This is a genomic window from Alkalicoccus halolimnae (assembly GCF_008014775.2).
GTDB classification, from domain to species: domain Bacteria; phylum Bacillota; class Bacilli; order Bacillales; family Salisediminibacteriaceae; genus Alkalicoccus; species Alkalicoccus halolimnae.
Window position 1 is genome coordinate 1,626,634 of the sequence record NZ_CP144914.1, and the last position, 23,845, is coordinate 1,650,478.

General features: G+C 42.3%; 23 protein-coding genes. 22 read left to right on the forward strand and 1 reads right to left on the reverse strand.

Annotated elements, in window-relative coordinates:
- Positions 1-62: 62 nt before the first annotated feature.
- The 17 genes from FTX54_RS07380 (at position 63) to spo0A (ending at position 16,718) form a co-directional block, all read left to right on the forward strand.
- Positions 63-1,127: a M24 family metallopeptidase gene (locus tag FTX54_RS07380; RefSeq protein ID WP_147802875.1), complete on the forward strand. Its 1,065-nt coding sequence runs from the start codon at positions 63-65 to the stop codon at positions 1,125-1,127.
- A 22-nt stretch (positions 1,128-1,149) separates the two neighbouring features.
- Entirely contained in the window at positions 1,150-1,707 is a 558-nt protein-coding gene (gene efp, locus FTX54_RS07385; protein WP_147802874.1) for an elongation factor P, read from the forward strand.
- Positions 1,708-1,743: 36 nt separating this feature from the next.
- Positions 1,744-2,079 (forward strand): hypothetical protein, encoded by a 336-nt coding sequence (locus FTX54_RS07390; protein ID WP_147802873.1) that lies wholly within the window; start codon positions 1,744-1,746, stop codon positions 2,077-2,079.
- 251 nt (positions 2,080-2,330) lie between these two features.
- Complete coding sequence (accB, locus tag FTX54_RS07395) at positions 2,331-2,834, forward strand: acetyl-CoA carboxylase biotin carboxyl carrier protein (RefSeq protein ID WP_147802872.1); 504 nt, start codon at positions 2,331-2,333, stop codon at positions 2,832-2,834.
- 10 nt (positions 2,835-2,844) lie between these two features.
- On the forward strand, positions 2,845-4,206 hold the full coding sequence (gene accC, locus FTX54_RS07400; protein WP_147802871.1) for an acetyl-CoA carboxylase biotin carboxylase subunit: 1,362 nt from the start codon (positions 2,845-2,847) through the stop codon (positions 4,204-4,206).
- A gap of 1 nt (position 4,207) precedes the next feature.
- On the forward strand, positions 4,208-4,618 hold the full coding sequence (locus FTX54_RS07405; protein ID WP_147802870.1) for an Asp23/Gls24 family envelope stress response protein: 411 nt from the start codon (positions 4,208-4,210) through the stop codon (positions 4,616-4,618).
- A 921-nt stretch (positions 4,619-5,539) separates the two neighbouring features.
- Complete coding sequence (gene nusB / locus FTX54_RS07410) at positions 5,540-5,941, forward strand: transcription antitermination factor NusB (protein WP_147802869.1); 402 nt, start codon at positions 5,540-5,542, stop codon at positions 5,939-5,941.
- A gap of 29 nt (positions 5,942-5,970) precedes the next feature.
- On the forward strand, positions 5,971-6,834 hold the full coding sequence (gene folD, locus FTX54_RS07415) for a bifunctional methylenetetrahydrofolate dehydrogenase/methenyltetrahydrofolate cyclohydrolase FolD (RefSeq protein WP_147802868.1): 864 nt from the start codon (positions 5,971-5,973) through the stop codon (positions 6,832-6,834).
- 1 nt (position 6,835) lies between these two features.
- Positions 6,836-8,194 carry an exodeoxyribonuclease VII large subunit gene (xseA, locus tag FTX54_RS07420; RefSeq protein ID WP_147802867.1) on the forward strand — a complete coding sequence of 453 codons (1,359 nt, stop codon included), beginning with the start codon at positions 6,836-6,838 and terminating at the stop codon, positions 8,192-8,194.
- The gene (locus tag FTX54_RS07425) at positions 8,194-8,427 is read left to right on the forward strand and encodes an exodeoxyribonuclease VII small subunit (protein ID WP_147802866.1); all 234 of its coding nucleotides are present in this window, start codon (positions 8,194-8,196) and stop codon (positions 8,425-8,427) included. The genes xseA and FTX54_RS07425 overlap by 1 nt, the downstream gene beginning before the upstream one ends.
- Positions 8,428-8,438: 11 nt before the next feature.
- Positions 8,439-9,320, forward strand: coding sequence for a polyprenyl synthetase family protein (locus FTX54_RS07430; RefSeq protein ID WP_147803129.1), 882 nt, complete (start codon positions 8,439-8,441; stop codon positions 9,318-9,320).
- Between the two features lie 651 nt (positions 9,321-9,971).
- Positions 9,972-10,580 carry a hypothetical protein gene (locus FTX54_RS07435; RefSeq protein ID WP_147803128.1) on the forward strand — a complete coding sequence of 203 codons (609 nt, stop codon included), beginning with the start codon at positions 9,972-9,974 and terminating at the stop codon, positions 10,578-10,580.
- Between the two features lie 24 nt (positions 10,581-10,604).
- Positions 10,605-12,479: a 1-deoxy-D-xylulose-5-phosphate synthase gene (dxs, locus tag FTX54_RS07440; RefSeq protein WP_422387421.1), complete on the forward strand. Its 1,875-nt coding sequence runs from the start codon at positions 10,605-10,607 to the stop codon at positions 12,477-12,479.
- Positions 12,480-13,289 carry a TlyA family RNA methyltransferase gene (locus FTX54_RS07445; protein ID WP_147802864.1) on the forward strand — a complete coding sequence of 270 codons (810 nt, stop codon included), beginning with the start codon at positions 12,480-12,482 and terminating at the stop codon, positions 13,287-13,289.
- Between the two features lie 24 nt (positions 13,290-13,313).
- A complete protein-coding gene (gene ahrC, locus FTX54_RS07450; protein ID WP_147802863.1) occupies positions 13,314-13,763 on the forward strand; it encodes a transcriptional regulator AhrC/ArgR in 450 nt (149 codons plus the stop codon).
- 327 nt (positions 13,764-14,090) lie between these two features.
- Positions 14,091-15,815: a DNA repair protein RecN gene (gene recN, locus FTX54_RS07455; protein ID WP_147802862.1), complete on the forward strand. Its 1,725-nt coding sequence runs from the start codon at positions 14,091-14,093 to the stop codon at positions 15,813-15,815.
- A 126-nt stretch (positions 15,816-15,941) separates the two neighbouring features.
- Positions 15,942-16,718, forward strand: a complete 777-nt coding sequence (gene spo0A / locus FTX54_RS07460; RefSeq protein ID WP_147802861.1) for a sporulation transcription factor Spo0A — start codon at positions 15,942-15,944, stop codon at positions 16,716-16,718.
- Between the two features lie 33 nt (positions 16,719-16,751).
- On the opposite strand, the gene FTX54_RS07465 is transcribed toward spo0A, so the two are convergent.
- Entirely contained in the window at positions 16,752-17,003 is a 252-nt protein-coding gene (locus FTX54_RS07465) for a DUF2627 domain-containing protein (RefSeq protein ID WP_147802860.1), read from the reverse strand.
- Positions 17,004-17,128: 125 nt separating this feature from the next.
- Between FTX54_RS07465 and FTX54_RS07470 the strand changes: the two genes are divergently transcribed.
- The 5 genes from FTX54_RS07470 (at position 17,129) to lpdA (ending at position 23,824) form a co-directional block, all read left to right on the forward strand.
- Positions 17,129-19,126, forward strand: coding sequence for a sigma-54 interaction domain-containing protein (locus FTX54_RS07470; RefSeq protein WP_147802859.1), 1,998 nt, complete (start codon positions 17,129-17,131; stop codon positions 19,124-19,126).
- A gap of 130 nt (positions 19,127-19,256) precedes the next feature.
- Positions 19,257-20,159, forward strand: a complete 903-nt coding sequence (locus FTX54_RS07475; RefSeq protein ID WP_147802858.1) for a bifunctional enoyl-CoA hydratase/phosphate acetyltransferase — start codon at positions 19,257-19,259, stop codon at positions 20,157-20,159.
- 15 nt (positions 20,160-20,174) lie between these two features.
- Positions 20,175-21,272 carry a Leu/Phe/Val dehydrogenase gene (locus tag FTX54_RS07480; protein ID WP_147802857.1) on the forward strand — a complete coding sequence of 366 codons (1,098 nt, stop codon included), beginning with the start codon at positions 20,175-20,177 and terminating at the stop codon, positions 21,270-21,272.
- 14 nt (positions 21,273-21,286) lie between these two features.
- Positions 21,287-22,366, forward strand: coding sequence for a butyrate kinase (gene buk / locus FTX54_RS07485; RefSeq protein WP_147802856.1), 1,080 nt, complete (start codon positions 21,287-21,289; stop codon positions 22,364-22,366).
- A gap of 30 nt (positions 22,367-22,396) precedes the next feature.
- Complete coding sequence (lpdA, locus tag FTX54_RS07490; RefSeq protein WP_147802855.1) at positions 22,397-23,824, forward strand: dihydrolipoyl dehydrogenase; 1,428 nt, start codon at positions 22,397-22,399, stop codon at positions 23,822-23,824.
- Positions 23,825-23,845: the final 21 nt, after the last annotated feature.

Consider the following 23,845-nt stretch of genomic DNA (forward strand, 5'->3'; position numbering starts at 1 on the left):
GAGTTGTTGGTTACGAAACGGTTTTTCCAGCTGATCAGAAAAATTTCAGAGGAGGCGTTTGAATGTCAAAAATAAATGAACTCCGCAGTATGTTTAAAAAGAGCGGAATCGATGGAATTATCATATCGAGTACATATAACCGAAGATATATGACCGGATTCAGCGGAACCGCCGGTACTGCTTTTATAACAGAAAAAGAAGCTAAACTTATTACAGACTTCCGCTATACAGAACAGGCTGAAAAGCAGGCTGCTGAATATAAAATCATCGAGCACAAACAACCGATGATGGATGAGTTATCTTCCCATGTAAAAGAAGCAGGAATAAAGCGTCTTGGATTTGAAAAAAACCATATTACTTATGGGGAATTCGAAAAATTCAAAGAGAAGCTTGATGTGGAGCTTGTACCGGTTGAAGGATTAGTGGAACACCAGCGTTTAATTAAAACTGAAGAAGAAATTAATATCATACAGGAAGCAGTTAATATAGCTGACAGAGCTTTCACCCATATTCAGGACTACATTAAACCAGGAGTTACAGAAATTGATGTAGCAAATGAATTGGAGTTTTTTATGAGGAAACAGGGAGCCGATTCCTCTTCATTTGATATTATAGTAGCTTCCGGTTATCGTTCAGCCCTCCCGCACGGTGTAGCAAGTGATAAAACCATTGAGCGCGGGGAACTTGTAACACTGGATTTCGGGGCATATTATAAAGGCTACTGCTCCGACATAACGAGAACTGTTGCGGTAGGGAAGCCGGACGAAAAGCTGCTGGAAATTTATAATACAGTTCTTGAAGCCCAGATCCGTGGTGTAAATGGTTTGAAAGCAGGTATTACCGGTATTGAAGCAGATGCTTTAACGAGAGATTATATCAAGGATCAAGGATATGGGGACTTTTTCGGTCATTCAACCGGCCATGGCATGGGCATGGAAGTGCATGAAGGGCCGGGGCTCTCCTTTCGAAGTGAACAGAAACTTGAACCGGGAATGGTCGTAACGGTAGAGCCGGGTATTTACGTAAGCGGGACCGGCGGCACTAGAATCGAAGATGATGTACTTATTACAGAAACAGGCTGCAGGATTTTATCTCATTCTTCAAAAGAGCTGGTCATTTTGGATTAAATAAAAATCGGAGGTAGAAATAATGATATCAGTAAACGATTTTAAAACAGGTTTAACGATTGAAACGGATAATGACATTTGGCAGGTGCTGGAATTCCAACATGTAAAACCCGGAAAAGGAGCGGCATTCGTACGTTCTAAACTACGGAGTCTTCGATCAGGCAACACTCAGGAAAAGACTTTCCGGGCTGGCGAAAAAGTGGAAAAAGCTCACATTGAAAACGCAAAAATGACCTATCTTTATTCAAACGGTGATACGCATGCTTTTATGGATACGAGTTCCTATGAACAAATTGAGCTGCAGACGAAACAAATTGAGCGCCAGCTGAAGTTTCTAAAGGAAAATATGGAAGTCAGTGTACTTATGTACGGTCATGAAATTCTCGGAGTCGAGCCTCCGCAGGCAGTGGAACTGGAAGTTACAGAAACGGAACCCGGAATAAAAGGAGACACAGCTTCAGGAGGCACGAAGCCAGCCACTCTAGAAACAGGACTTACTGTTCAGGTTCCATTTTTTGTGAATCAAGGAGATATGCTGGTTATTGACACACGTGAAGGAAAGTACGTATCAAGGGCGTAAATAAAAAGACCTTAATATGGTCTCAGGAGGTATAAAATGGATTGGTCGGAATTAACCGAAGGTGCAAAAGCTGTTTTAGAACAAACGAGAAATATAAAAAATGATAAAATCCAGATCGTGGAGTTTGAAGTAGGCTTTAAGCAAGTGGACGAGGAAGCAGATGGAACTCCGGTTTCCATCCAGGAAGAAGACTATCAAAGCTTAAAGCGCTATACAAATGAGAATGAATATGGAGAAAAATACCATATGGCTAGAAATAAAAACATTGTAAAGATTATTTTGATCGAAGATGGCAGGATACCGGACAATCTATCAGATTTTCCGGTATTCAGGGAGTATAAATCTATTCCTAAAACAGAAGAAGGTAATTAAGACTTTTAAGAGGGAGGTCATTGGACTTCCCTTCTTTTCAAATAAACATTGAAAGCGGTAACAATTAAGAGGCAGCCTGTTCATCACACTTTAAAAGAAAACTTTTTTCATAAAAATTCCTTTTTAAATAATGCTTTACCGGAAAAAAGGTTTTCAAAAATGGAGTTTTAAGGTAGCATAAATTTTATAACTATTTTAATAGGTAAAGAAAATATGTACATAAAATATTATATAACGGGAGTGAAAACAGCATGTTAAAGATCCAGGAAATAAGAGAACTCATCAAATTAATTGATGATTCAAGCATTAACGAATTCAAGTATGAGCAGAATGGAGCCAAAGTACTGTTGAAAAAACAGGGATTCTCTCAAAATACAGTGCAGATTAAACCGGAGCAGGAAAACGCTTCTAAGGAACCAGCTGCACCAGTTAAAGAAATAAACGAAGCGCCTGTGCAGGCTGCAGAAGTGAAGGAAGATCCAAAGGAAAAGAAAGAAAGCAGCGATCATGAGAATTTCCACACGATAACTTCTCCAATGGTAGGCACGTTCTATGAAGCTCCTTCTCCTGAATCGGGGCCTTATATTAAAAAGGGCGATAAAGTGAACGAAGAAAGTATAGTATGTATTGTAGAAGCAATGAAATTGATGAATGAAATTGAGGCTGAAGTAAATGGAGAAATAGTAGATATTCTCGTAGAAAACGGGGAGCTTGTTGAATACGGCCAAGATCTGTTTCTCGTAAAGCCGGAATAGAGGGATGACAATGCTGAAAAAAATATTAGTAGCGAATCGCGGGGAAATTGCAGTTCGCATTATTCGGGCCTGTAAAGAAATGGGAATTGAAACAGTGGCGGTGTATTCTACAGCAGATGAAGAGGCTCTTCATGTACGCCTTGCTGATGAAGCGTATTGTATAGGACCTGTCTCAAGTGCAGAGAGTTATCTGAATTTCACTAATATCATGAGTGTCGCGACGCTTACGCAGTCTGACGGAATACACCCGGGTTATGGATTTTTATCAGAAAATCCTGATTTTGCAGAGATCTGTGACGCATGCAACATTACATTTATTGGACCAAGCGCACAGGCTATCAGCCAGATGGGAACAAAAGATGTTGCCAGGCAGACGATGGAAAAAGCAGGTGTACCCGTAGTTCCAGGATCAAAAGGGTTAATTGATTCTCCAGAAGATGGATTAAAACTGGCGGAAGAAATTGGTTATCCTGTTATTATTAAGGCAACAGCAGGAGGCGGCGGAAAAGCTATCCGTGTTGCCCGGACGGAAGAAGAGCTGCACAAAGGTATATCTGTTACTCAAAAAGAAGCGAAAGCAAATTTCGGAAACGCAGGAGTCTATCTGGAGAAGTATATTGAAGATTTTCGACACGTGGAAATACAAGTACTTGCCGATACTCACGGGAACGTTATACACCTTGGAGAGCGCGACTGTTCTATTCAGCGCAGACTGCAGAAACTTGTGGAAGAGACGCCTTCTCCGGCAGTTAGTCCTGAAGTGAGAGCAAAGATGGGCGAAGCTGCTGTAAAAGCTGCAGAAGCAGTTGATTATACTGGAGCAGGAACAATAGAGTTTATATTCGATCATAACGATGAGCGCTTTTATTTTATGGAAATGAATACGAGAATTCAAGTGGAGCATCCCGTAACGGAAATGGTCACAGGAATTGATTTGATTAAAGAACAAATCCTCGCTGCTTCTGGTGAGAAACTATCAATTAAGCAGGAAGATGTAGTATTCAACGGCTGGTCAATTGAATGCCGTATCAATGCGGAAGATCCATTTAAAAATTTCATGCCTTCACCTGGGAAAATCACCTATTACCTTCCTCCGGGCGGTCCTGGTGTGAGAATTGACAGTGCAGCTTACACGAATTACGTAATCTCTCCTTATTACGATTCTATGGTTGCCAAACTTATCGTTCACGGGGCAGATAGACAGGAGGCTGTTTCTAAAATGCAGCGGGCTCTGGATGAGTTCATGGTAGAAGGGGTGAAAACGACTATTCCATTTCATCAGCAGCTCTTTAAACATGAAGTATTCCGCAACGGAGATTTTAATACGAATTTCCTTGAAAATTACCCGATCAAACCACAAAAGGAGGGGTAATATGGCTGAAGATCATGTAATCAAACTGCCACAGCATAAAAACGATCTTGGGAAAGTAGAAATTTCCCCGGATGTAATAGAAATTATTGCTGGTCTTGCCGCTTCTGAAATTGAAGGAGTAGCTCACCTAAGGGGCAATTTTGCTTCCGGAGTGGCAGAAAGACTCGGAAGAAAAAGTACTCATGGAAAAGGGGTGAAGGCGGAGCTCGACGACGAGGGATTTTCTCTTGATGTATATCTCGTTACGAATTACGGCTCTTCTATTCCTGAAGTTGGCAGACAGGTACAGGAAAACATTATTCAAACGTTAAAAACGATGACTGCCATCGATGTTCTGAGTGTAAACATTCACGTTACGGCTGTAGAGTTTGAGGGTAAAGAGAATCCTTCTGAACCCTCTGAAGAAAATTAATAGTAACTCAGGAGTTGACTCAATGAAGGCAGCCCTCTTTTCGTTGGATATCCCATAAAACTTGGGATATCCACTTTTTATTTAGGCTCTGTCATTACCAGATGGTTTTAGGGAATAGCTGTGTAAAGCCTTTTGTTAATATATGTAGAAAACTCCGCTTCAAGCTTGGCTCTTATGCAAACTTGGTGTAAAAAAGATATACATTACAATAAATCTAAAATGAACTAATTATCTCAATCTGCTTATCACTGTTGCTGTGGCTTTTAAAGGCATGGAGCAGACTGTAAACAATAAAGAACAGAACGGCACCCTTTATATGCGTAAGAGCCCGGAGCTTTAACAGAGTTACTCATGCAAAATCTTTGCACGATGATGGATGAAAATGTCCTTCTATAGGAATGGAGCTTTCCCTTTATACAGGAGGAATAAAGGATGATCAAACAGGATCTTCGTTATTAGAAGGCATATGCTGGGTTGAATTTCTTAGCGTATGCTGGAGAGAACGTGGGGCGACGATGAAGGACGAGACCTGCTCCGCCCGATGGAAGGGAGGACGGAATTAGCAGAGGCCGGCCCTGTGCCCCCATGGAAGCGAAAGCGCACGTTTATCGTTTATCTACTTTATTTTCAAGGCAGCCTAGGGAATAGACTATAGAGGCTTTATTAATTTAGTCTGCATTTCAGAATGTTTACGTTTTTTCTTGTGGACACCTCTCTCTTTCATTTCACATCGGAAACAGTGAAACGCAGACCTATGAAAACAATGCTTTTTAAGGAAATACGCTCTTTTTTATTCATTAAAAATTACCAATACTCTGAAATAAATCATTCCCGGAGACTCGTGCAACCCGCCCTTGTTCTGTGCTATTATGAGGAAGTATTGAAATGAACTGGCTTTACAGAGAAAAGGAGAAAGATAACATGAATCGAAGAGTTGCGAGAATTAAGTCGGTCCAGGCTTTATATCAGGTTGAAATGACGGGAGTTAATCCTAATGAGGCAATAGAAGCGACCCTGGAAGAGGGAGAAGGAAATGATTCCTTTTTAAGCAGCCTTGTTAAAGGCACACTTGACCATCAGCATGAAATTGATGAGTTGATTAACAATGCTTTGGAACACTGGACTCTTTCACGTTTATCAAGAGTAGACAGAGCCATTCTGCGGCAGTGCGTCTATGAAATGAAATATATTGAGGATGTCCCTGTAAATGTAAGTATAAATGAAGCAATTGATCTGGCCAAAGGATTTAATGCAGAAGAGGAATCCGGAAAATTTGTGAACGGAGTCACTTCAAAAATTGCTTCAGCTTTGAACGAAAACTAAACCTATCTACCAAGGGAGATGTTTTACGGATGAGTGCAGAAATTATTTCAGGAAAAGAACTTGCGGCACAGACACGTCTTGAAGTGAAAGAAGCAGCAGAAAAACTTGCTGCCAGAGGCGTTATTCCCGGACTTGCGGTTATCTTGGTAGGAGAAGATCCTGCCTCTTCCTCCTACGTCAGAGGAAAAGAAAAAGCCTGCCGTGAAGCAGGAATTCATTCTGAAGTCGATAGAGTATCAGTTCAAATTACAGAGCAGGAATTGCTGAAGAAAATTGACAAACTGAATAAGAACGAAAACATCCACGGCATTTTAGTGCAGCTTCCTTTACCTGAACATATTTCAGAAGATAAAATTATCGAAACTATTTCTCCTGATAAAGATGTGGATGGTTTTCATCCAATAAATATCGGGCGGATGATGATAGGGAAGGAAAGCTTTCTACCCTGCACCCCGTTCGGTATTGTACATATGCTGAAATCAAAAAACATTAAACTGGAAGGCAGTCATGCGGTGATAATCGGCAGAAGCAATATAGTTGGTAAACCCGTTGGACAGCTGCTATTAAATGAAAATGCAACAGTAACCTACTGTCATTCCCGTACCAGAAATATGAAAGAGATAACAAGGCAGGCAGATATATTAATTGTAGCAGTAGGCATAGAAAATTTTCTGGACAGCACTTTTATTAAAAAAGATGCGGTTGTAATTGACGTAGGGATTAACCGTAACACCGAGGGGAAACTTGTAGGCGATGTCAATTTTACCGATGTAAAAGAAAAAGCCTCCTTTTTAACTCCCGTACCAGGAGGAGTCGGTCCGATGACTATTACAATGCTTCTTTATAATACGGTGAATTCTGCTGAAAAATCACTGAACAGGAAGCAGGGATAGCGTGAGTGAACAGTTTTTGTCAGTATATGACATTACAGTGAAAATAAAAAAACTGCTGGACACTTCCGCTCCGCTGCAGAATGTATGGATACGTGCAGAAATCTCAAATTTCAAAAAGCACAGCCGGGGACATATGTATTTCACCCTGAAAGATGACCGGTCCCGCCTTCAGTCTGTTATGTTTGCCGGGAGCAACAAATCGCTTACTTTTGTTCCGGAAAACGGAATGAGCGTTCTAGTAAGAGGGGATGTTTCCGTATATGAACCTTTCGGTCAATACCAGTTTTACGTAAAAGAGATGCAGCCGGACGGGCTTGGAAATCTTTACATGGCTTTTGAGCAGTTAAAAAAGAAACTTTCCATGGCAGGTTATTTTGAGGAGTCCGCAAAAAAAAAGCTCCCTCGTATTCCTTCGCATATTGCAGTTGCTACCTCTCCAACTGGAGCTGCAGTGAGAGATATTATCACCACGATCCGCAGGCGCTATCCGCTTGCTAAAGTTACCCTGCTTCCAGTGCTTGTCCAAGGCCCGCACGCTGCGGACTCTGTAGCGGCAGCTGTGAGGCAGGCAGACTCGGCAGGCGTATTCGACCTGCTTATTGTCGGCAGAGGCGGCGGGTCTCTCGAAGAGTTATGGGCATTTAACGAAGAAGTTGTAGCAAAAGCAATATTTGAAGCTAATATTCCAATTGTATCAGCTGTCGGGCATGAGACGGATATGACGATAAGTGACTTCACAGCCGACCTGAGAGCTCCTACCCCGACAGCAGCTGCAGAAATGGTCGTTCCGGATATACAGGAAATGAGAACTTTCGTAGCGGAACGACATGCAAGATTACTAAGAAAAATGCAGGAATATACCGAGCAGGCTTCGGAGCGTTTGAAAAGGTTGGAAAGTTCATATGCATTCCGATACCCGGGTAAATTAATAGAAGAAAAGGAACAACAGCTTGATCAAATGCAGGAAAGACTTGCCAGAAGTCTGTCCCATACGCTTGATCAGCAGAAAAAACGGCTGCAGTCCTGGCAGGAGAGAATAATAAATGTTCATCCGGAAACTCAGGCGGCTGTGCAGAAAGAAAAGATCAATAATCTTGACAGCGAACTGTTACGTGCAATGAATTTGACGGTAAAAGACAAACGGCAGCAATTAGACATGCAGATGTCAAAACTGGATCTGCTGAGTCCCCTCCAATTAATGAAAAAGGGGTATTCGCTTGCTTATAATGAACAAGGCACTTTAATAAAATCCGTCGATGAGGCTCCGGAAAAATCGATAGTTAATATACGTCTGCAGGATGGATCGCTTCACTGCAAAGTCGATAAACAATTATATGCTGAAGAAAGGCAGGGGTTATAATGTCTGAAGAAAAAACCAACCCGTCGTTTGAAAATTCTATGCGCGAACTGGAGGAAATCGTTCAGAAGCTTGAGCAGGGTGATGTGCCTCTTGAAGAAGCTATAGAAATGTTTCAGGAAGGCATGAAACTTTCCAAAGACTGTCATGAAAGACTCCAAAAAGTTGAAAAACAAATGACAGAAGTACTTTCAGAAGATGGCACATTATCAACTCTCCCGGAGGAGGATCTGTAATTGTGAACAATATGCAGTTATTAAATACTTTTATTAAGGATCACAAAAAACGGGTAGAATCTAAGTTTGATACGATTGTAGCCGGAATTGATGCTCCGGAAGAATTAAAAAAATCTATGATCTACTCTTTACAGGCCGGTGGAAAGCGAGTCAGGCCAATGCTCCTGTACGCTGTTCTTGAAAGCTATAATCAGGATAAGCAAAATGGCGATTCGGCAGCTTCCGCTATCGAAATGATCCACACGTATTCATTAATTCATGACGACCTGCCGGCTATGGACAATGACGATTTACGGCGTGGTAAACCGACCAATCACAAAGTATTTGGAGATGCCACTGCTATTCTTGCCGGCGATGCTCTGTTAACTCACAGTTTTGAATTGATAGCTTCCGATAATATTCTGGATGATAAAGTGAAGGTAGACATAATAAAGCTCCTTAGTAACGCGGCAGGGGCGTCCGGTATGGTTGGTGGCCAGATGGCGGATATGCTCGGGGAAGGGAAAGATTTATCGGCTGAAGATCTGGAAGAAATTCATCGTCATAAAACCGGTGATCTTCTTGCTGTTTCCCTGCAGATAGGAGCAGTAATAGCAGGAGCCGAGGCGAAGGAGCAGGAATGCCTGTGCCGTTTCGGAAAACACATAGGTCTCTCTTTTCAAATAAAAGATGATCTGCTGGACGTTGAAGGGGACGAAAAAATAATTGGGAAACCGGTCGGAAGTGATGAAGGAAACGATAAAAATACTTACGTCCGTCTGCTTGGTCTGCAAGGTGCTAAAGCACGCCTGAAATGGCATACTGAATCTGCAGTTAAGGAACTGGACAGTCTGAATGCAGATACGGATATTCTACGGCAGCTTGCTTCCTATATAGGTGACCGTTCACAGTAACGTATGGATTGTCCGTACTTCTTTATTCATGCTATAATACTTAAGGTGAGTGGTGCAGTATTCTAGTCGGTTCTACGTTTTCGAAAGCGGGCCTAAAAATCCGCTAAAGGGCACATCGATGAAGTTCCTAGTAGTGGCTTGAGGCGCCCAGCTTTGGGTCACTACTGGGAGTAAAGGCTGTAGGGCGATCCACAAAGGCATGTGGGCGATGACCCTGCAGCCGCGGAGGCCCGTGAGCACGGTGCACACCCAATGTCGCTGTGTTCACGGGTATGAACCTGCCTTGCGAGTAGGGAAACTCGTGGGCAGCGTAGCCTGCCTTGAGTGGAGTCTGAGGGGATTACGGTTAGCCTAATCGTATGAAATCAGCTCTGCAAAAGAGGATAGAGAACGGTGTGAACTGCCGGGGAAAACCCCTAGACTGTTCCACACGACATTAAAAGAGGATTATAGTGTGTACTAAGTGGTAATCCAGTCCGGTGTATGGTAACAGCACCGAGTCAGGTTTAAAGGGAAACCGTCGCAGCGGCGACGCTGCGGTACCTGACTGGGAAAACCTACTGGACCTAAGGCGCAGTCTTTACTCTTTTAATGACCACTCACCATACATATATTTTCGGCAGCCAGCCGAAGGAAGCCGGGAAGCAGATTATGAAAAATTCTTTAAAACAGTCTTTAAGATGGAGCTGGATGATCGCCGTTATCACACTCGTGCTAGCGGCTATTTTTTCTGTAGTTTCCACTGCAATACTCAGTGGTGTCGCCTGGGGAATCGGCATGGTCATCGTGTTTCTTATTGTGCTGTTAGGGGTAATATCAGATACTATAGGGGTAGCATCAACAGCAGCCAGTGAGAGGCCATTCAATGCTATGGCAGCTGAAAAAGTCCCAGGGGCGAGACAGGCTGTACAGATTACAAGAAATGCTGATAAATTTTCAAATTTCACTAATGATGTAATAGGAGATATTGCAGGGGTGGTAAGTGGTACGGCCTCTGCCTACGTAGTTATTCAATTTGCCGGTCAGATTGGCCACGCTGAAGGTTCGACAGGTCAATTTATCATATCAGTAATATTCACCAGCATCGTAGCTGCTCTTACAGTTGGCGGAAAATCTGTAGGTAAAACGATTGCGATTAAATATTCCACTGAGATCATATACCGTGTGGGTAGATTATTTCATATGTTAGAGGTAAAATTGAAGATAACTATTTTTAAGGATAAAAAGCTAAAGCGCCAGAAATCTAAAGGCAGAAAGTGAGGGTTTCTTTTGGATGTACTCAATATGAAAGATCCGGCATTTCTAAAAGATCTGGATGATAAACAACTAAGTGGAGTAGCTGAAGATATCAGGGGGTTTCTTATTGATAAACTTTCTGTTACAGGAGGTCATTTAGGGCCCAATCTTGGAGTAGTGGAACTAACACTTGTACTTCACCAGTTGTATAATAGTCCGAAAGACAAATTTCTATTTGATGTAGGTCATCAGTCATACGTGCACAAAATTCTAACAGGACGTGCTGGACAGTTTGATACGCTCCGTCAGCATAAAGGCCTCTGTGGTTTTCCTAAACGTTCAGAATCGATTCATGATGCCTGGGAAACAGGACACAGCTCTACTTCTCTTTCCGGAGCAATGGGGATGACGCTGGCACGGGATTTAAAAGGAACGGATGAGCACATTATTCCGATTATCGGAGATGGTGCTTTGACCGGCGGTATGGCTTTGGAAGCGCTTAACCACATCGGCCATGAACAAAGAGATATGACCGTTATTTTAAATGATAATGAGATGTCCATCGCGCCTAATGTGGGTGCTCTGCACAACATGCTCGGAAGAATGAGGACTGCCGGAAAATACCAGAAAGCAAAAGACGACCTGGAAATGCTCATTAAGAAAGTGCCTGCTTTTGGAGGCCGGCTTGCTGCATCCGCAGAGCGGGTGAAAGACAGTCTTAAATATCTGCTTGTGTCCGGAATGTTTTTTGAAGAACTGGGATTCACTTATTTAGGTCCGGTTGATGGCCATGACATTGCAGATTTGAAATCGAATATAAGGTATGCTAAAAAAACTAAAGGTCCAATAATCATTCATGTAGTTACTAAAAAAGGAAAAGGCTATGCACCTGCAGAAAATGATGCCAAAGGAACATGGCACGGTCTAGGCCCCTATAAAATAGAATCAGGTGAAGTAGTGAAAAAGCCTGGTCCTCCAAGTTACAGCGGGGTATTTGCAGAAACGATGAAAACGATGGCTCGTAATGATAAGCGTATTGTTGCTGTAACACCAGCTATGCCAAACGGAAGCGGACTGGATAAATTCGCATTAGAATTTCCAGAGCGCATGTTTGATGTAGGGATAGCCGAACAGCATGCCACCACGATGTCAGCCGGACTGGCGACCCAGGGCATGAAACCGGTTCTGGCAATTTACTCGACCTTTCTTCAGCGCGGCTATGACCAGCTGGTTCATGACGTATGCCGTCAGAACCTTAATGTGGTTTTTGCCATCGACAGAGCCGGCCTGGTTGGCGCAGATGGGGAAACTCATCAGGGAGTATTCGATATTTCCTACATGAGGCACCTTCCTAATATTAAGCTGATGGCTCCAAAAGATGAAAATGAGTTTCAGCATATGCTTTATACAGCTGTCCAATACGACGATGGTCCAATTGCTGTCCGCTATCCCCGCGGAGGTGGACTTGGTGTAACAATGGATGAAACACTCCACTCTCTCCCTATCGGTAAATGGGAAACCGAAACAGAAGGAAAAGACGCTGCTATACTTGCTTTTGGTACGATGATTCCTGTAGCAAGGCAGGCAGCGGAACTTCTTGCCAAGAAAGGGATAAAAGCCGAAGTAGTAAATGCCCGTTCACTAAAGCCGCTTGATGGAGACAAATTAGAGGCATTGGCAGATAAGCAGATTCCTATTCTCACATTGGAAGAACACGCCCTGCTTGGTGGTTTCGGCAGCTCCATACTCGAGTATTTCCATGAAAATGCCTATCATTCAGTCGTTGTTGAAAGAATGGGAATTCCAGACTGGTATATTGAGCACGGCGGGGTGCCTGATCTCCTGGAAGAAATCGGCCTGACTGCGGAAAATGCTGCCAGAACGGTTCAAAATATGGTTCCGATAAAGCAGCAGCGTGCCTAGATGATGAAAAAAGAACGTATTGATATCCTTCTTGTCGAAAAAGGATTAATAGAAACACGTGAAAAAGCTAAAAGAACCATCATGGCAGGACTTGTTCTGGCAAATGGCGAAAGAGTAGATAAAGCCGGTGCAAAAGTTCCTGTTGAAGCAGAAATCACTTTAAAAGGCAACGTACTCCCCTATGTAAGCAGAGGCGGACTTAAACTCAAGAGAGCAATAGAAATATTCGCTCTTTCCCTTTCAGGAAAAATTGTTCTCGACATTGGAGCTTCAACCGGCGGATTCACTGATTGCGCTCTTCAGCACGGTGCCAGGCTTGTCTATGCACTTGATGTAGGTTATAACCAGCTTGCATGGAAAATGCGCCAGCATGAGCAGGTAATCGTAATGGAGCGGACCAACTTCAGATACTGTACGCCTGAAGATTTCTCATCGGGTGCTCCTGAATTCGTAACGATAGATGTTTCTTTTATTTCACTCCGTCTTATCCTGCCAGTTGTTAAAGAAGTTCTTTCTGAGGGCGGCGAAGTATCTGCATTAATAAAACCCCAGTTTGAAGCAGGCAGGGACGATGTTGGCAGAAAAGGGATTGTTCGGGATCCGGAAGTTCATAAACGTGTACTTCAAGATATGCTTCTTTTCTCCGAAAAAACCGGATTCGCAGTAAAAAATATTATTCCTTCTCCTATTCGAGGAGGAGAAGGTAATATAGAATTTTTAATGTATTTAACTACAGATGGAGAATCTGAATTTGCACAGGACGATATTAAACAAGCGGTGAAAGAGGCTTATGAAAAGCCCCCTGTTTAATCGCCCGCACTTGGAGGAACGAAAATGAATAAAGGACAAAGACATATTAAAATCAGGGACTTGATAGGAAATAACGACATTGAGACTCAGGATGATCTAGTTGAACAGCTTAGAAATGCCGGATTCAATGTCACTCAGGCTACCGTAAGCAGAGATATTAAAGAACTTCATCTCGTGAAGGTGCCGATGATAGATGGAAGGTATAAATACAGTCTCCCGTCTGACCAGCGCTTTAATCCTCTGCAAAAGCTGAAGCGGGCTTTAATTGACAGTTTTGTATCTATTGATTACACATCTAATATGATCGTCATCAAAACGCTTCCTGGTAATGCGAATGCTGTAGGGGCTCTGATTGATAATCTTGACTGGCCGGAAATTATGGGGAATATCTGCGGTGACGATACGATTCTAATTATCTGCCGGTCAGAGCAGGACCCCGGGGAGCTTACCGAAAAATTCCTGGAAATGCTTTAGCAAACGATTAGTATAAGGGGCGGCCTGTAAGTAAGCAGGACCGTACCCTTTTTTTATACTGCCGAAATCTATTTTACAATTTTTTTATTAAGGCAATTAGACGAATATTCATTAATAATTCTATACTTCTATCAATTTCATAATTGCTTTTTCCGGGCAGGTGCCCAAATATTTATAATGAATTATATTCTGACGGCCGTATTAAAAATTGACCTCAGCAAAGGCGGCGTTCCCGGAGGATAAAGCACCATCAGAAGATATTAAGTTTCAATTGTATAGTAGGAAATTAATTCTGCCTTAATGAAAATTGAAAGGAGCTGAACGATTGTGTTAATGGAACTTTCGATCAGGAATTTTGCTATCATAGACGAATTGACTGTTTCTTTTGAAGAAGGGCTGACAGTACTTACTGGAGAAACAGGCGCGGGAAAATCAATAATAATTGATGCTATAGGACTTCTTATCGGAGGTAGAGGATCCGTCGATTTCGTAAGGCATGGCAGCAAACGTGCAGAGATCGAAGGGTTATTTTCTATAGAACAGCCTGTTTCAGAAGAAATGAAAGATCTTTTCGAGAGTATCGGGGTTTCAATGGAGGAAGAAGGAACGATTGTATTAAAAAGGGAAATAACGATGCAGGGGAAAAGTGTCTGCCGGATTAATGGAAAATTAACTACTTTAGGCATACTCAGGCAGGTCGGCCAGCAGCTGGTCGATATTCATGGTCAGCACGAACATCAGCAGCTTCTTCAGACGGAAAAGCATGGAATGTTTCTCGACCGGTTTGCAGAAGAAAAGCTTAAAAAGGCAAAAGTAGAATATAAAAATTTGTATGACCGCTTTCAGAAAAAGCGACAGCAGCTGAAGCAGCTCTCGGAAAATGAGCAGCAGATGGCTCAAAGACTGGACCTTATCCAATATCAGTATGAAGAGATTAAACAGGCGCAGCTGCAGCCGAACGAGGATAATGAGCTGGCGGAAGCTAAAAGGAAATTAAATAATAGTGAAGGACTTTATCAGAATGTTCACGGTGCCTACGAAGCTCTCTATGGAGACGGTAAAGGCATGGAATGGGTCATGACGGCTATGAATCAAGTGGAAGAAGCAGCAGAATTGGATCCTGAGCTGGAGAAATTAAAAGAATCTGTAACGAACAGTTATTACTCGCTCGAAGAAGCTTCGTTTTCATTAAGAGATTATTATGAGTCGATTGAATTTGACCCTGAAAAACTGGATGCGATCGAGTCAAGACTGAGCGAAATTAATCAGCTTAAGCGTAAGTATGGAGGTTCTGTGGAAGAAATAATGGAATACTATGCATCTATAGAAGAGGAACTGGATACGCTTACTAATAGAGAACAAAGGCTTGATCAATGGCAGCGGGAATTGGAAACGACAGCCGAAGATCTTTTTGTAGAAGGGGCGCATATCAGCAGCATTCGTAAAAAGGCTGCGGAAGAACTCAAACACGCGATCCAACAGCAGCTGAAAGATTTATACATGACAGAGACTCTTTTCGAAGTGAAAATACAATCAGCTTTGAAGGAAGAATTAACCGCAGACAAGCTTGTTACCAATCACCCTTTTCTCCGGTCCGGTATAGATGTGATTGAGTTTGAAGTAGCAACTAATAAAGGGGAGCCGTTGAAGTCTCTTGCGAAAGTAGCTTCGGGGGGCGAAATTTCAAGAATGATTTTAGCGCTTAAATCCATTTTGGCGAAACATGAGGGAGTTACTTCACTTATTTTTGACGAAGTAGATTCAGGTGTGAGTGGGAGAGTCGCTCAGGCTATTGCAGCAAAGATCCATACTCTGGCACAAGGTTCCCAGGTTCTGTGTATCACTCATCTTCCACAGGTGGCTGCGATGGCTGATATTCATTTATTTATTTCCAAAAAAGAAAAAAGCGGCAGGACGATTACCGATGTACGTCCGTTAACAGTGAATGAGCAGACGGAAGAAGTAGGAAGAATGATATCAGGGATAGAAATAACCGATTTAACCAGAGAACATGCTAAAGAATTAATTGATCAGGCGAAAGTAAAAAAATAAGATACTGCCTCTCGGCGGAAACGTGACTTTTAACCGATAACGCGGCTGTGGTATACTGGTTTTAATAACCATGAATATGATGCAGTATAGATATTGGTATAAGTAATTGTTAGGGGGACGCTGGGTGTGAGCAGTGTAAAGGTATGCGTAGCTGATGATAATAAAGAACTAGTACATGTGCTGGAAGATTATATTAATACTTCCACTGATATAGAGGTAACAGGTACAGCTTACAATGGGCAGGAGTGCCTTGATATAATTAAGGAAAAGGAACCGGACGTTCTTATTCTGGATATTATTATGCCTCATTTGGACGGGCTCGCTGTTCTTGAAAAATTGAAAGACCTCCGGCTTAATAAGGTTCCGAGCATCATAATGCTGACAGCATTTGGGCAGGAGGATGTGACGAAGAAAGCAGTAGAACTCGGGGCAGCATATTACGTACTGAAACCGTTCGATATGGATATATTAGTAAATAAAATCCGTGAAGTTGCTAATCATCAACATATATCTCAATCCGGCGGTATTGAAACTCATAAAGACAATTCCCCAATGAATCTCGATGCGAGCATCACAAGTATTATTCACGAGATTGGAGTCCCGGCTCACATTAAAGGATATATGTATCTCCGCGAAGCAATAACCCTCGTTTATCATGATATAGAACTGCTCGGATCTGTAACAAAGATTCTCTACCCGGATATTGCTAAAAAATTTAATACGACTCCCAGCCGAGTTGAGAGAGCTATCAGACATGCAATTGAAGTAGCATGGGGGAGAGGTAACATCGAATCCATTTCAAAAATGTTTGGTTATACAGTAAGTGTTGCAAAGTCAAAACCAACAAATTCGGAATTTATAGCAATGGTAGCTGATAAGCTGCGAGTCGAGCACAGAAAATAGAAATACCCGGAAGTCGGTTGACTTCCGGGTATTTTAGGATGTCTGCTGTTTTTGAAAACGGGGAGCGACTTTGTTATTTTTTCTATCTCTGTGCAGAATAAAGCCAGCGATAATCCAGACACCTAAGACCAATGCTGCAATACCTGCAAAAAACTGTACATATAAAGACGGATAAGGAGAATTAAGTATATTAAAAAGAGTGTCTCTCATCAGTTTAATGCCGTAACCTGCGGTGAAGATGGGAATTAACAGGATAATTAAAGCGATAAAGCGCTGGAATGTCATAATACTGCTCCTTTTTTGTACGTATGTCAGATTTATTTTATCTGATTTCTCTGCAGAAGTCGAGGGAGGAATACTGAAACCTTATTAAGCTTAAGAATTGAGCGGCCAGAGAGGAGTTCCGGATCATGTGGGACGCAGTTATCAGAAGTACAGTAAAACAGGCTTCTTCGTTTTTGGAAGATAAACAAGTGCAGACCTGTTTTAACATTTTAGGTGTTATTTCTTCAGAAACGAATGAAGAAGACAGCTGCCTGCCAGTTTATAAAACAAAGAAGGAAGCAGAGAAAGGAAGAAATCAGCTGTTAACGATTTCAGCTGTTCCTTATTCAGAAAAAGAAGATGTCTGTATAAGCTTTGAAACGGCGAAATTCATAGCCGTAAATTTAAAGGAAAAAAATAAACTGATCGAGTCTTTGCGCAGTCAGAATAATAAACTCCACAAAATTGTGAATACAACGCACGATGGTATGATCGCCATTGATGAACAAGCTTCTATCACGCTGATGAACAAGAGCGCAGAAGATATGACGGGACTGTCGGCAGAAGAAGTGCTGGGCTCCAATATAAAAGAGGTTATGCCGACTAGCAGGCTTCCGAGAGTGCTGCGCACCTCTAAAACAGAACACAATCAAAAACAGTACATAGGGGAAAATCATACAATTATTACAACTCGCGTGCCAATGTATGACGGAGACCGAATAGTAGGAGCACTTGGCGTTTTCAGAGATATTACAGAAATTGCAAAGATGGCAGAAGAAGTAACAAACCTAAAAAGTATTCAAACAATGCTTGAAGCGATTATACAATCTTCAGATGATGCTATATCAGTTGTGGATGAACAGGGGCACGGACTGATAATAAATCCTGCGTACACCAGATTAACGGGTTTGACAGAAGAACAGGTAATCGGAAAGCCTGCATCTACGGATATTTCAGAAGGTGAAAGTATCCATATGAAAGTGCTGCAAACAAAAAAAGCTGTTCGTGGTGCGAGAATGAAAGTAGGCGATAAGAAAAAAGATGTGGTAGTAAATGTTGCTCCTGTCATAGTGGACGATAAAATTAAAGGGAGTGTAGGCGTTGTCCATGATGTTTCTGAAATGGAAGCATTAACCTCTGAATTAGAACAGGCAAAAAGAATTATCCGAACTCTGGAGGCAAAATATCAATTTGCAGATATTATTGGTGACTCTTCTGAAATGCATATTGCAATTGAACAGGCCAGAGTAGCCGCAAAAACTCCTGCAACCATCCTTCTGCGTGGAGAATCAGGAACAGGAAAAGAATTGTTTGCACATGCGATTCATAATGAAAGTCATCGGAAGTACAATAAATTTATACGGGTGAACTGCGCTGCTCTAACGGAATCACTTTTGGAAAGTGAATTATTTGGTTATGAAGAAGGGGCTTTTTCAGGTGCAAAGAGAGGAGGAAAAAAAGGCCTCTTTGAAGAAGCAGATAAAGGCAGCATTTTTCTGGATGAAATTGGAGAGCTTTCACCTAAAATGCAGGCCAAACTGCTGCGGGTACTGCAGGAAGGAGAGATAGTGCGGGTTGGTGGTACAAATTCGATTACAATCGATGTCAGAGTTATTACAGCTACTAATATAGATATGGAGAAAAAGATTGAAACCAGTGAGTTTCGGTCAGATCTATACTTTCGCCTAAACAGACTGCCGATCTACATTCCTGCTTTAAGAGAAAGAAAAGAAGATATTCCCCTGCTCGCAAAACATCTTTTAACCAGACTCAATCAGGATTATGGACGAAATGTGCAGTCGCTTTCGGAAGAAGGGATAATGAAGCTTTTTGAATATGACTGGCCGGGAAACGTGCGGGAACTGGAAAATGTTTTAGGCAGAGCTATTATTCATATGCCCCCTGCCGCTAAGATTATTCATGCTTCCCGTCTTACCTTAGTAGAGAAAAAAGCGCTGAGCCGTGCGTATACTTCAGAAGGAAGCACCGTTGACGGGCTAGAAAAGCAAATGGCAGCTGCAGAAAAAACTCTAATTAAAGAAGCATTGATGGCCGAGGATGGGAATAAAACAAAAACGGCTAAAAGGCTGCAGGTAAGCATTAGAAATTTGTACTACAAAATGGAAAAACACGGACTTCGCTGAAAAAAATTGCATGCAAATATTTTCATACCGAGAAAAAAATTGCATGCAATAGAATTAGAAAGCGCTTAACAACGGGTTTTGATTATGGCATAGAAATTGCATAAGATAGTAAAGGGGGGGGGAGCTTTATATGAATTTGGAAGCTTTAAAACAAGCGATTGCTCTTAAGGAACATAAAGCTGTCATTGCTGTAGCGAATGCAGTTGAGGCTTCAGTATTCCGTGCTGCTCAAATAGCGCTGGATGAATCACTGGCAGAATTTCATTTTATAGGGGCTTTGAATGAAATGACTGCTGCCATGGAAGAAGCCGATTTTTCAGCGGATGAAAATACGGTAGTCTTCATAGATTGCAGAGACGAAGCAGAAGCATCGGAAAAAGCGGTTCGTTTAGTATCTGAAGGAAAAGCGGATGTGCTCATGAAGGGAATGGTGTCGACTTCTATCCTTTTAAAAGCAGTGCTGCATAAGGAGTATGGATTGAGAAGCGGAAATGTTTTATCCCATGTGGCGGGTTTTACCCTCCCTGACAGAGAGAAAATGCTGTTTTTAACCGATGCAGCAATGAATATCGCCCCTTCGCTGCCTGAAAAAGTTCAGATCGTTGAAAACGCAGTGGCAGCATTGAACCAGATGGGAATTGAAAACCCTAAAGTGGCGGTTCTGGCAGCTGTTGAAAACGTCAATCCAGCCATGCAGGCTACAGTGGATGCTGCGCTGCTGACACAGATGAATAAAAGACAGCAGATTACCAACTGTATCGTCGATGGACCGCTCGGTTTCGATAATGCTGTTTCTTTGGAAGCAGCCCGGAAGAAACAAATCGAATCTCCTGTAGCCGGAGAGGCTGACCTTCTGTTAGCTCCGCAGATTGAAACTGGTAATGCTCTTTACAAATCGTTTACGTACATAGGAAGAGGCGTCGTAGGAGGAATGATCGTCGGAGCAAAAGCTCCAATTATTCTTACTTCGCGGACTGATTCCGAAGAAAGCAAATTATTTTCGCTTGCGATGGCCGTAAGTATAATTCAATAACAGGGGGAAAAAATAATGAATCTATTTACTCAGATGGAACAGGAAGACTACGAACAGGTTGTAGTCTGTCAGGATAAAGAGTCCGGATTAAAAGCAATTATCGCTATTCATGATACAACGCTGGGCCCTGCACTGGGGGGAACCCGCATGTGGACCTACAGTTCGGAGGAAGCAGCTTTTGAGGATGCCCTGAGGCTTGCACGTGGTATGACTTATAAAAATGCGGCAGCCGGATTAAATCTTGGCGGCGGAAAAACAGTTATTATTGGAGACCCGAAAAAAGATAAGAACGAAGCGATGTTCCGTGCATTCGGACGGTTTATTCAAGGGTTGAACGGACGCTACATAACTGCAGAAGACGTTGGTACAACTGTTTCTGACATGGATCTTGTCTATTCAGAGACAGATTACGTGACCGGAGTTTCTCCTGCTTTTGGTTCATCAGGTAATCCATCACCAGTGACGGCTTATGGAGTATATGTAGGAATTAAAGCGGCAGCAAAAAAAGCTTACGGTACAGACTCGCTGGCAGGAAAAAAAATAGCCGTTCAGGGCATTGGAAATGTCGCATACAGTATGTGTCAGTATTTACATGAAGAAGGCGCTGAATTAATAGTAACAGATATAAATAAAGAATCTGTAGAGCGCGCTGTTCAGGAATTCGGAGCAACGGCGGTAGGAATTAACGAAATTTATGACGTTGAGTGCGACATTTATTCCCCCTGCGCCCTTGGAGCTACAATAAATGACGATACAATATCGAGACTGAAAGCAAATGTTATTGCAGGAGCAGCGAATAATCAGCTTCTTGAAAATCGACATGGAGATCTGCTTCAGGAAAAGGGTATCGTCTATGCCCCGGATTACGTCATCAATTCAGGAGGGGTAATTAATGTGGCGGATGAACTGCTTGGCTATAACAGAGACCGGGCGATGAAAAAAGTCGAAACAATATACGACAGTATAGAGAGGATTTTCGAAATTTCCGAACGGGACAACATCCCCACTTATGTAGCTGCTAATAGACTGGCGGAAGAACGCATTGAAACTATGCGTAAATCCCGACGTCAATTTTTACAAAATGGGATGAATATTTTATCCCGTGGAAGATAAATGGGGGAAACGGTGTGGAACGAAACTATCGAGTTTTGGCTATTAATCCAGGGTCCACTTCAACTAAAATCGGGATTTTCGACAATAAGCATGAAATACTCATAAAAACGATACGTCATGACCGTACCGAACTTGCTGATTATAAGACCATCATAGATCAACATTCATTTAGAAAAAAGGCAATTTTAACTTCGCTGGATCAGGCCGGTATTAACTTATCGAAATTAGCTGCAGTGGTCGGACGCGGTGGTCTCCTGAGACCGATAGAAGGCGGGACCTACTTAATTAATAATTCTATGCTTTCTGATCTGAAGGAAGGGGTTTCTGGCCAGCACGCTTCCAATTTAGGCGGGATGATCGCTCATGAAATTGCTGAACAGCTGAATATTTATTCGTTTATAGTTGACCCGGTAGTTGTAGATGAACTGGATGAAGTGGCAAGGGTATCCGGATTTTCTGATTTTAATCGAAAAAGTATATTTCATGCTTTGAATCAAAAAGCCGTAGCTAGAGAGGCAGCAGAAGAACTTGGACGTCCCTATGAGGATCTGCGTTTCATTGTATGCCATATGGGAGGAGGCATTACCGTAGGTAGCCATTGTTACGGAAAAGTAATAGACGTTAACAATGGGCTTCACGGAGAAGGGCCTTTTTCTCCAGAGCGTGCAGGTACTGTTCCGGCAGGAGATCTTGTTTCCCTGTGTTTTTCAGGAGAATATTATGCAGATGAAATCATGAAAAAAATTGTCGGCCGGGGGGGACTTGCAGGTCTCCTTGGAACAAATGATGCTGTGGAAGTTGAGAGGCGGATAGATACAGGAGATGAGAAGGCTGAAATGATTTATGAAGCGATGGCGTATCAGGTAGCAAAGGAAATTGGCGCAAATGCTGCCGTTCTCTCGGGGAAGGTGGACGCTATCATCTTAACGGGCGGCCTTGCCTATGGAAAACAATTTGTGCAGAAAATTTCTACTCGTGTACAATGGATTGCAGATATAATTGTAAAGCCGGGAGAAAACGAGCTGGAGGCGTTAAATGCAGGAGCCCAGCGTATTTTAAACGGGCAGGAGAAGCCAAAGAATTATAATTTTTAAATGAGGCAATACTAAAAAGGAGAGATACTTATGGCTGAAAAATATGATCTGGTCATATTAGGAGCTGGTACAGGGGGTTATGTAGCTGCAATTCGGGCAGCGCAGCTTAACTTAAATGTAGCAGTGGTAGAGAAGAGCAAACTTGGAGGTACGTGTCTGCATCAGGGGTGTATCCCGAGCAAAGCTCTGCTGAGAAGTGCAGAAGTATTTAAAACAGTCAAGCAGGCGGAGGACTTCGGCGTGACTTCTGAAAATCCTGTATTAAATTTTACTAAAGTTATGGAACGAAAGCAGGCGGTAGTAGATCAGCTTTACAGCGGGGTTCAATCATTAATGAAAAAGGGCAAAATTGATATTTATCATGGCATAGGCAGAATTCTTGGTCCATCGATCTTTTCTCCTACGCCGGGCACCATATCTGTAGAGTACGAAGAAGAAGGGAAAGAAAATGACATGCTGATTCCTTCGAATGTGATTGTAGCTACTGGAAGCAGACCGAAAACGCTGCCGGGTTTAACTTTGGATGAAACAGATATACTTTCATCCAATGGAGCATTGGAGCTTAAAGACCTGCCTGCCTCTCTATCAATTATAGGAGGAGGGGTTATCGGAGTCGAGTGGGCATCCATGTTTGCTGACTTCGGTGTGGATGTCACTGTATTTGAATATATGGACAGACTTCTTCCTACAGAAGATAAAGATATTTCTAAAGAAATGGAAAAATCACTGACTCAAAAAGGAGTTACGATTTATACAAACACAGCTGTGAATGCTTCCGAAATAAAAAAGAGCAAAAAGGGAATGGAAGTTCCTTTCAGTAAAAATAAGAAAGACGATATGCTTCATACGGAAAAAGTTCTTGTATCTGTAGGAAGAGAAGCGAATGTAAAAAATATAGGGCTTGAAAATACCGATATTATAGTCGAAAAAGGTGTTATTAAAGTTAATAAACATTATCAGACTAAAGAATCGCATATTTATGCTATTGGTGACGTAATCGGAGGAATGCAGCTTGCCCATGTAGCTTCCCACGAAGGAATTGCAGCAGTAGAACATCTGGCGCGTAAAGACCCTCATCCCGTTGATCCGCAGCTTGTAGCGCGGTGTATCTATTCCTCTCCGGAAGCAGCCAGTGTAGGGATGACAGAAGAAGAAGCAAAAGAAGCTGGTTATAATGTAAAAACAGGAAAGTTTCCTTTTCAGGCAGTTGGAAAAGCGCTTGTCCAGGGTGATACATCAGGATTTGTTAAATTCGTGACAGATGATGCTACACAGGATCTTCTAGGAGTTCACATGATCGGCCCTCATGTAACTGATATGATATCGGAAGCCGCTTTAGCAAAGCTTCTGGATGCCACGCACTGGGAAGTGGCGGCATCGATTCATCCTCATCCAAGTCTATCGGAAGCCGTAGGAGAAGCGGCACTGGCAGTCGATGGTAAACAAATTCATGGTTAAAGATATAAAGGAGGCTCCAAA

Bases quoted from the DNA above. Each gene is read 5' to 3' on its own strand.
- FTX54_RS07445 (WP_147802864.1), top strand. From the start codon at position 12,480: ATGATGAAAAAAGAACGTATTGATATCCTTCTTGTCGAAAAAGGATTA.
- FTX54_RS07390 (WP_147802873.1), top strand. From the start codon at position 1,744: ATGGATTGGTCGGAATTAACCGAAGGTGCAAAAGCTGTTTTAGAACAA.
- accB (WP_147802872.1), top strand. From the start codon at position 2,331: ATGTTAAAGATCCAGGAAATAAGAGAACTCATCAAATTAATTGATGAT.
- FTX54_RS07405 (WP_147802870.1), top strand. From the start codon at position 4,208: ATGGCTGAAGATCATGTAATCAAACTGCCACAGCATAAAAACGATCTT.
- nusB (WP_147802869.1), top strand. From the start codon at position 5,540: ATGAATCGAAGAGTTGCGAGAATTAAGTCGGTCCAGGCTTTATATCAG.
- folD (WP_147802868.1), top strand. From the start codon at position 5,971: ATGAGTGCAGAAATTATTTCAGGAAAAGAACTTGCGGCACAGACACGT.
- dxs (WP_422387421.1), top strand. From the start codon at position 10,605: ATGAAAGATCCGGCATTTCTAAAAGATCTGGATGATAAACAACTAAGT.
- FTX54_RS07465 (WP_147802860.1), bottom strand. From the start codon at position 17,003: ATGACATTCCAGCGCTTTATCGCTTTAATTATCCTGTTAATTCCCATC.
- FTX54_RS07480 (WP_147802857.1), top strand. From the start codon at position 20,175: ATGAATCTATTTACTCAGATGGAACAGGAAGACTACGAACAGGTTGTA.
- FTX54_RS07425 (WP_147802866.1), top strand. From the start codon at position 8,194: ATGTCTGAAGAAAAAACCAACCCGTCGTTTGAAAATTCTATGCGCGAA.
- ahrC (WP_147802863.1), top strand. From the start codon at position 13,314: ATGAATAAAGGACAAAGACATATTAAAATCAGGGACTTGATAGGAAAT.
- FTX54_RS07380 (WP_147802875.1), top strand. From the start codon at position 63: ATGTCAAAAATAAATGAACTCCGCAGTATGTTTAAAAAGAGCGGAATC.
- FTX54_RS07430 (WP_147803129.1), top strand. From the start codon at position 8,439: ATGCAGTTATTAAATACTTTTATTAAGGATCACAAAAAACGGGTAGAA.
- accC (WP_147802871.1), top strand. From the start codon at position 2,845: ATGCTGAAAAAAATATTAGTAGCGAATCGCGGGGAAATTGCAGTTCGC.
- lpdA (WP_147802855.1), top strand. From the start codon at position 22,397: ATGGCTGAAAAATATGATCTGGTCATATTAGGAGCTGGTACAGGGGGT.
- efp (WP_147802874.1), top strand. From the start codon at position 1,150: ATGATATCAGTAAACGATTTTAAAACAGGTTTAACGATTGAAACGGAT.
- FTX54_RS07470 (WP_147802859.1), top strand. From the start codon at position 17,129: ATGTGGGACGCAGTTATCAGAAGTACAGTAAAACAGGCTTCTTCGTTT.
- FTX54_RS07475 (WP_147802858.1), top strand. From the start codon at position 19,257: ATGAATTTGGAAGCTTTAAAACAAGCGATTGCTCTTAAGGAACATAAA.
- FTX54_RS07435 (WP_147803128.1), top strand. From the start codon at position 9,972: ATGAAAAATTCTTTAAAACAGTCTTTAAGATGGAGCTGGATGATCGCC.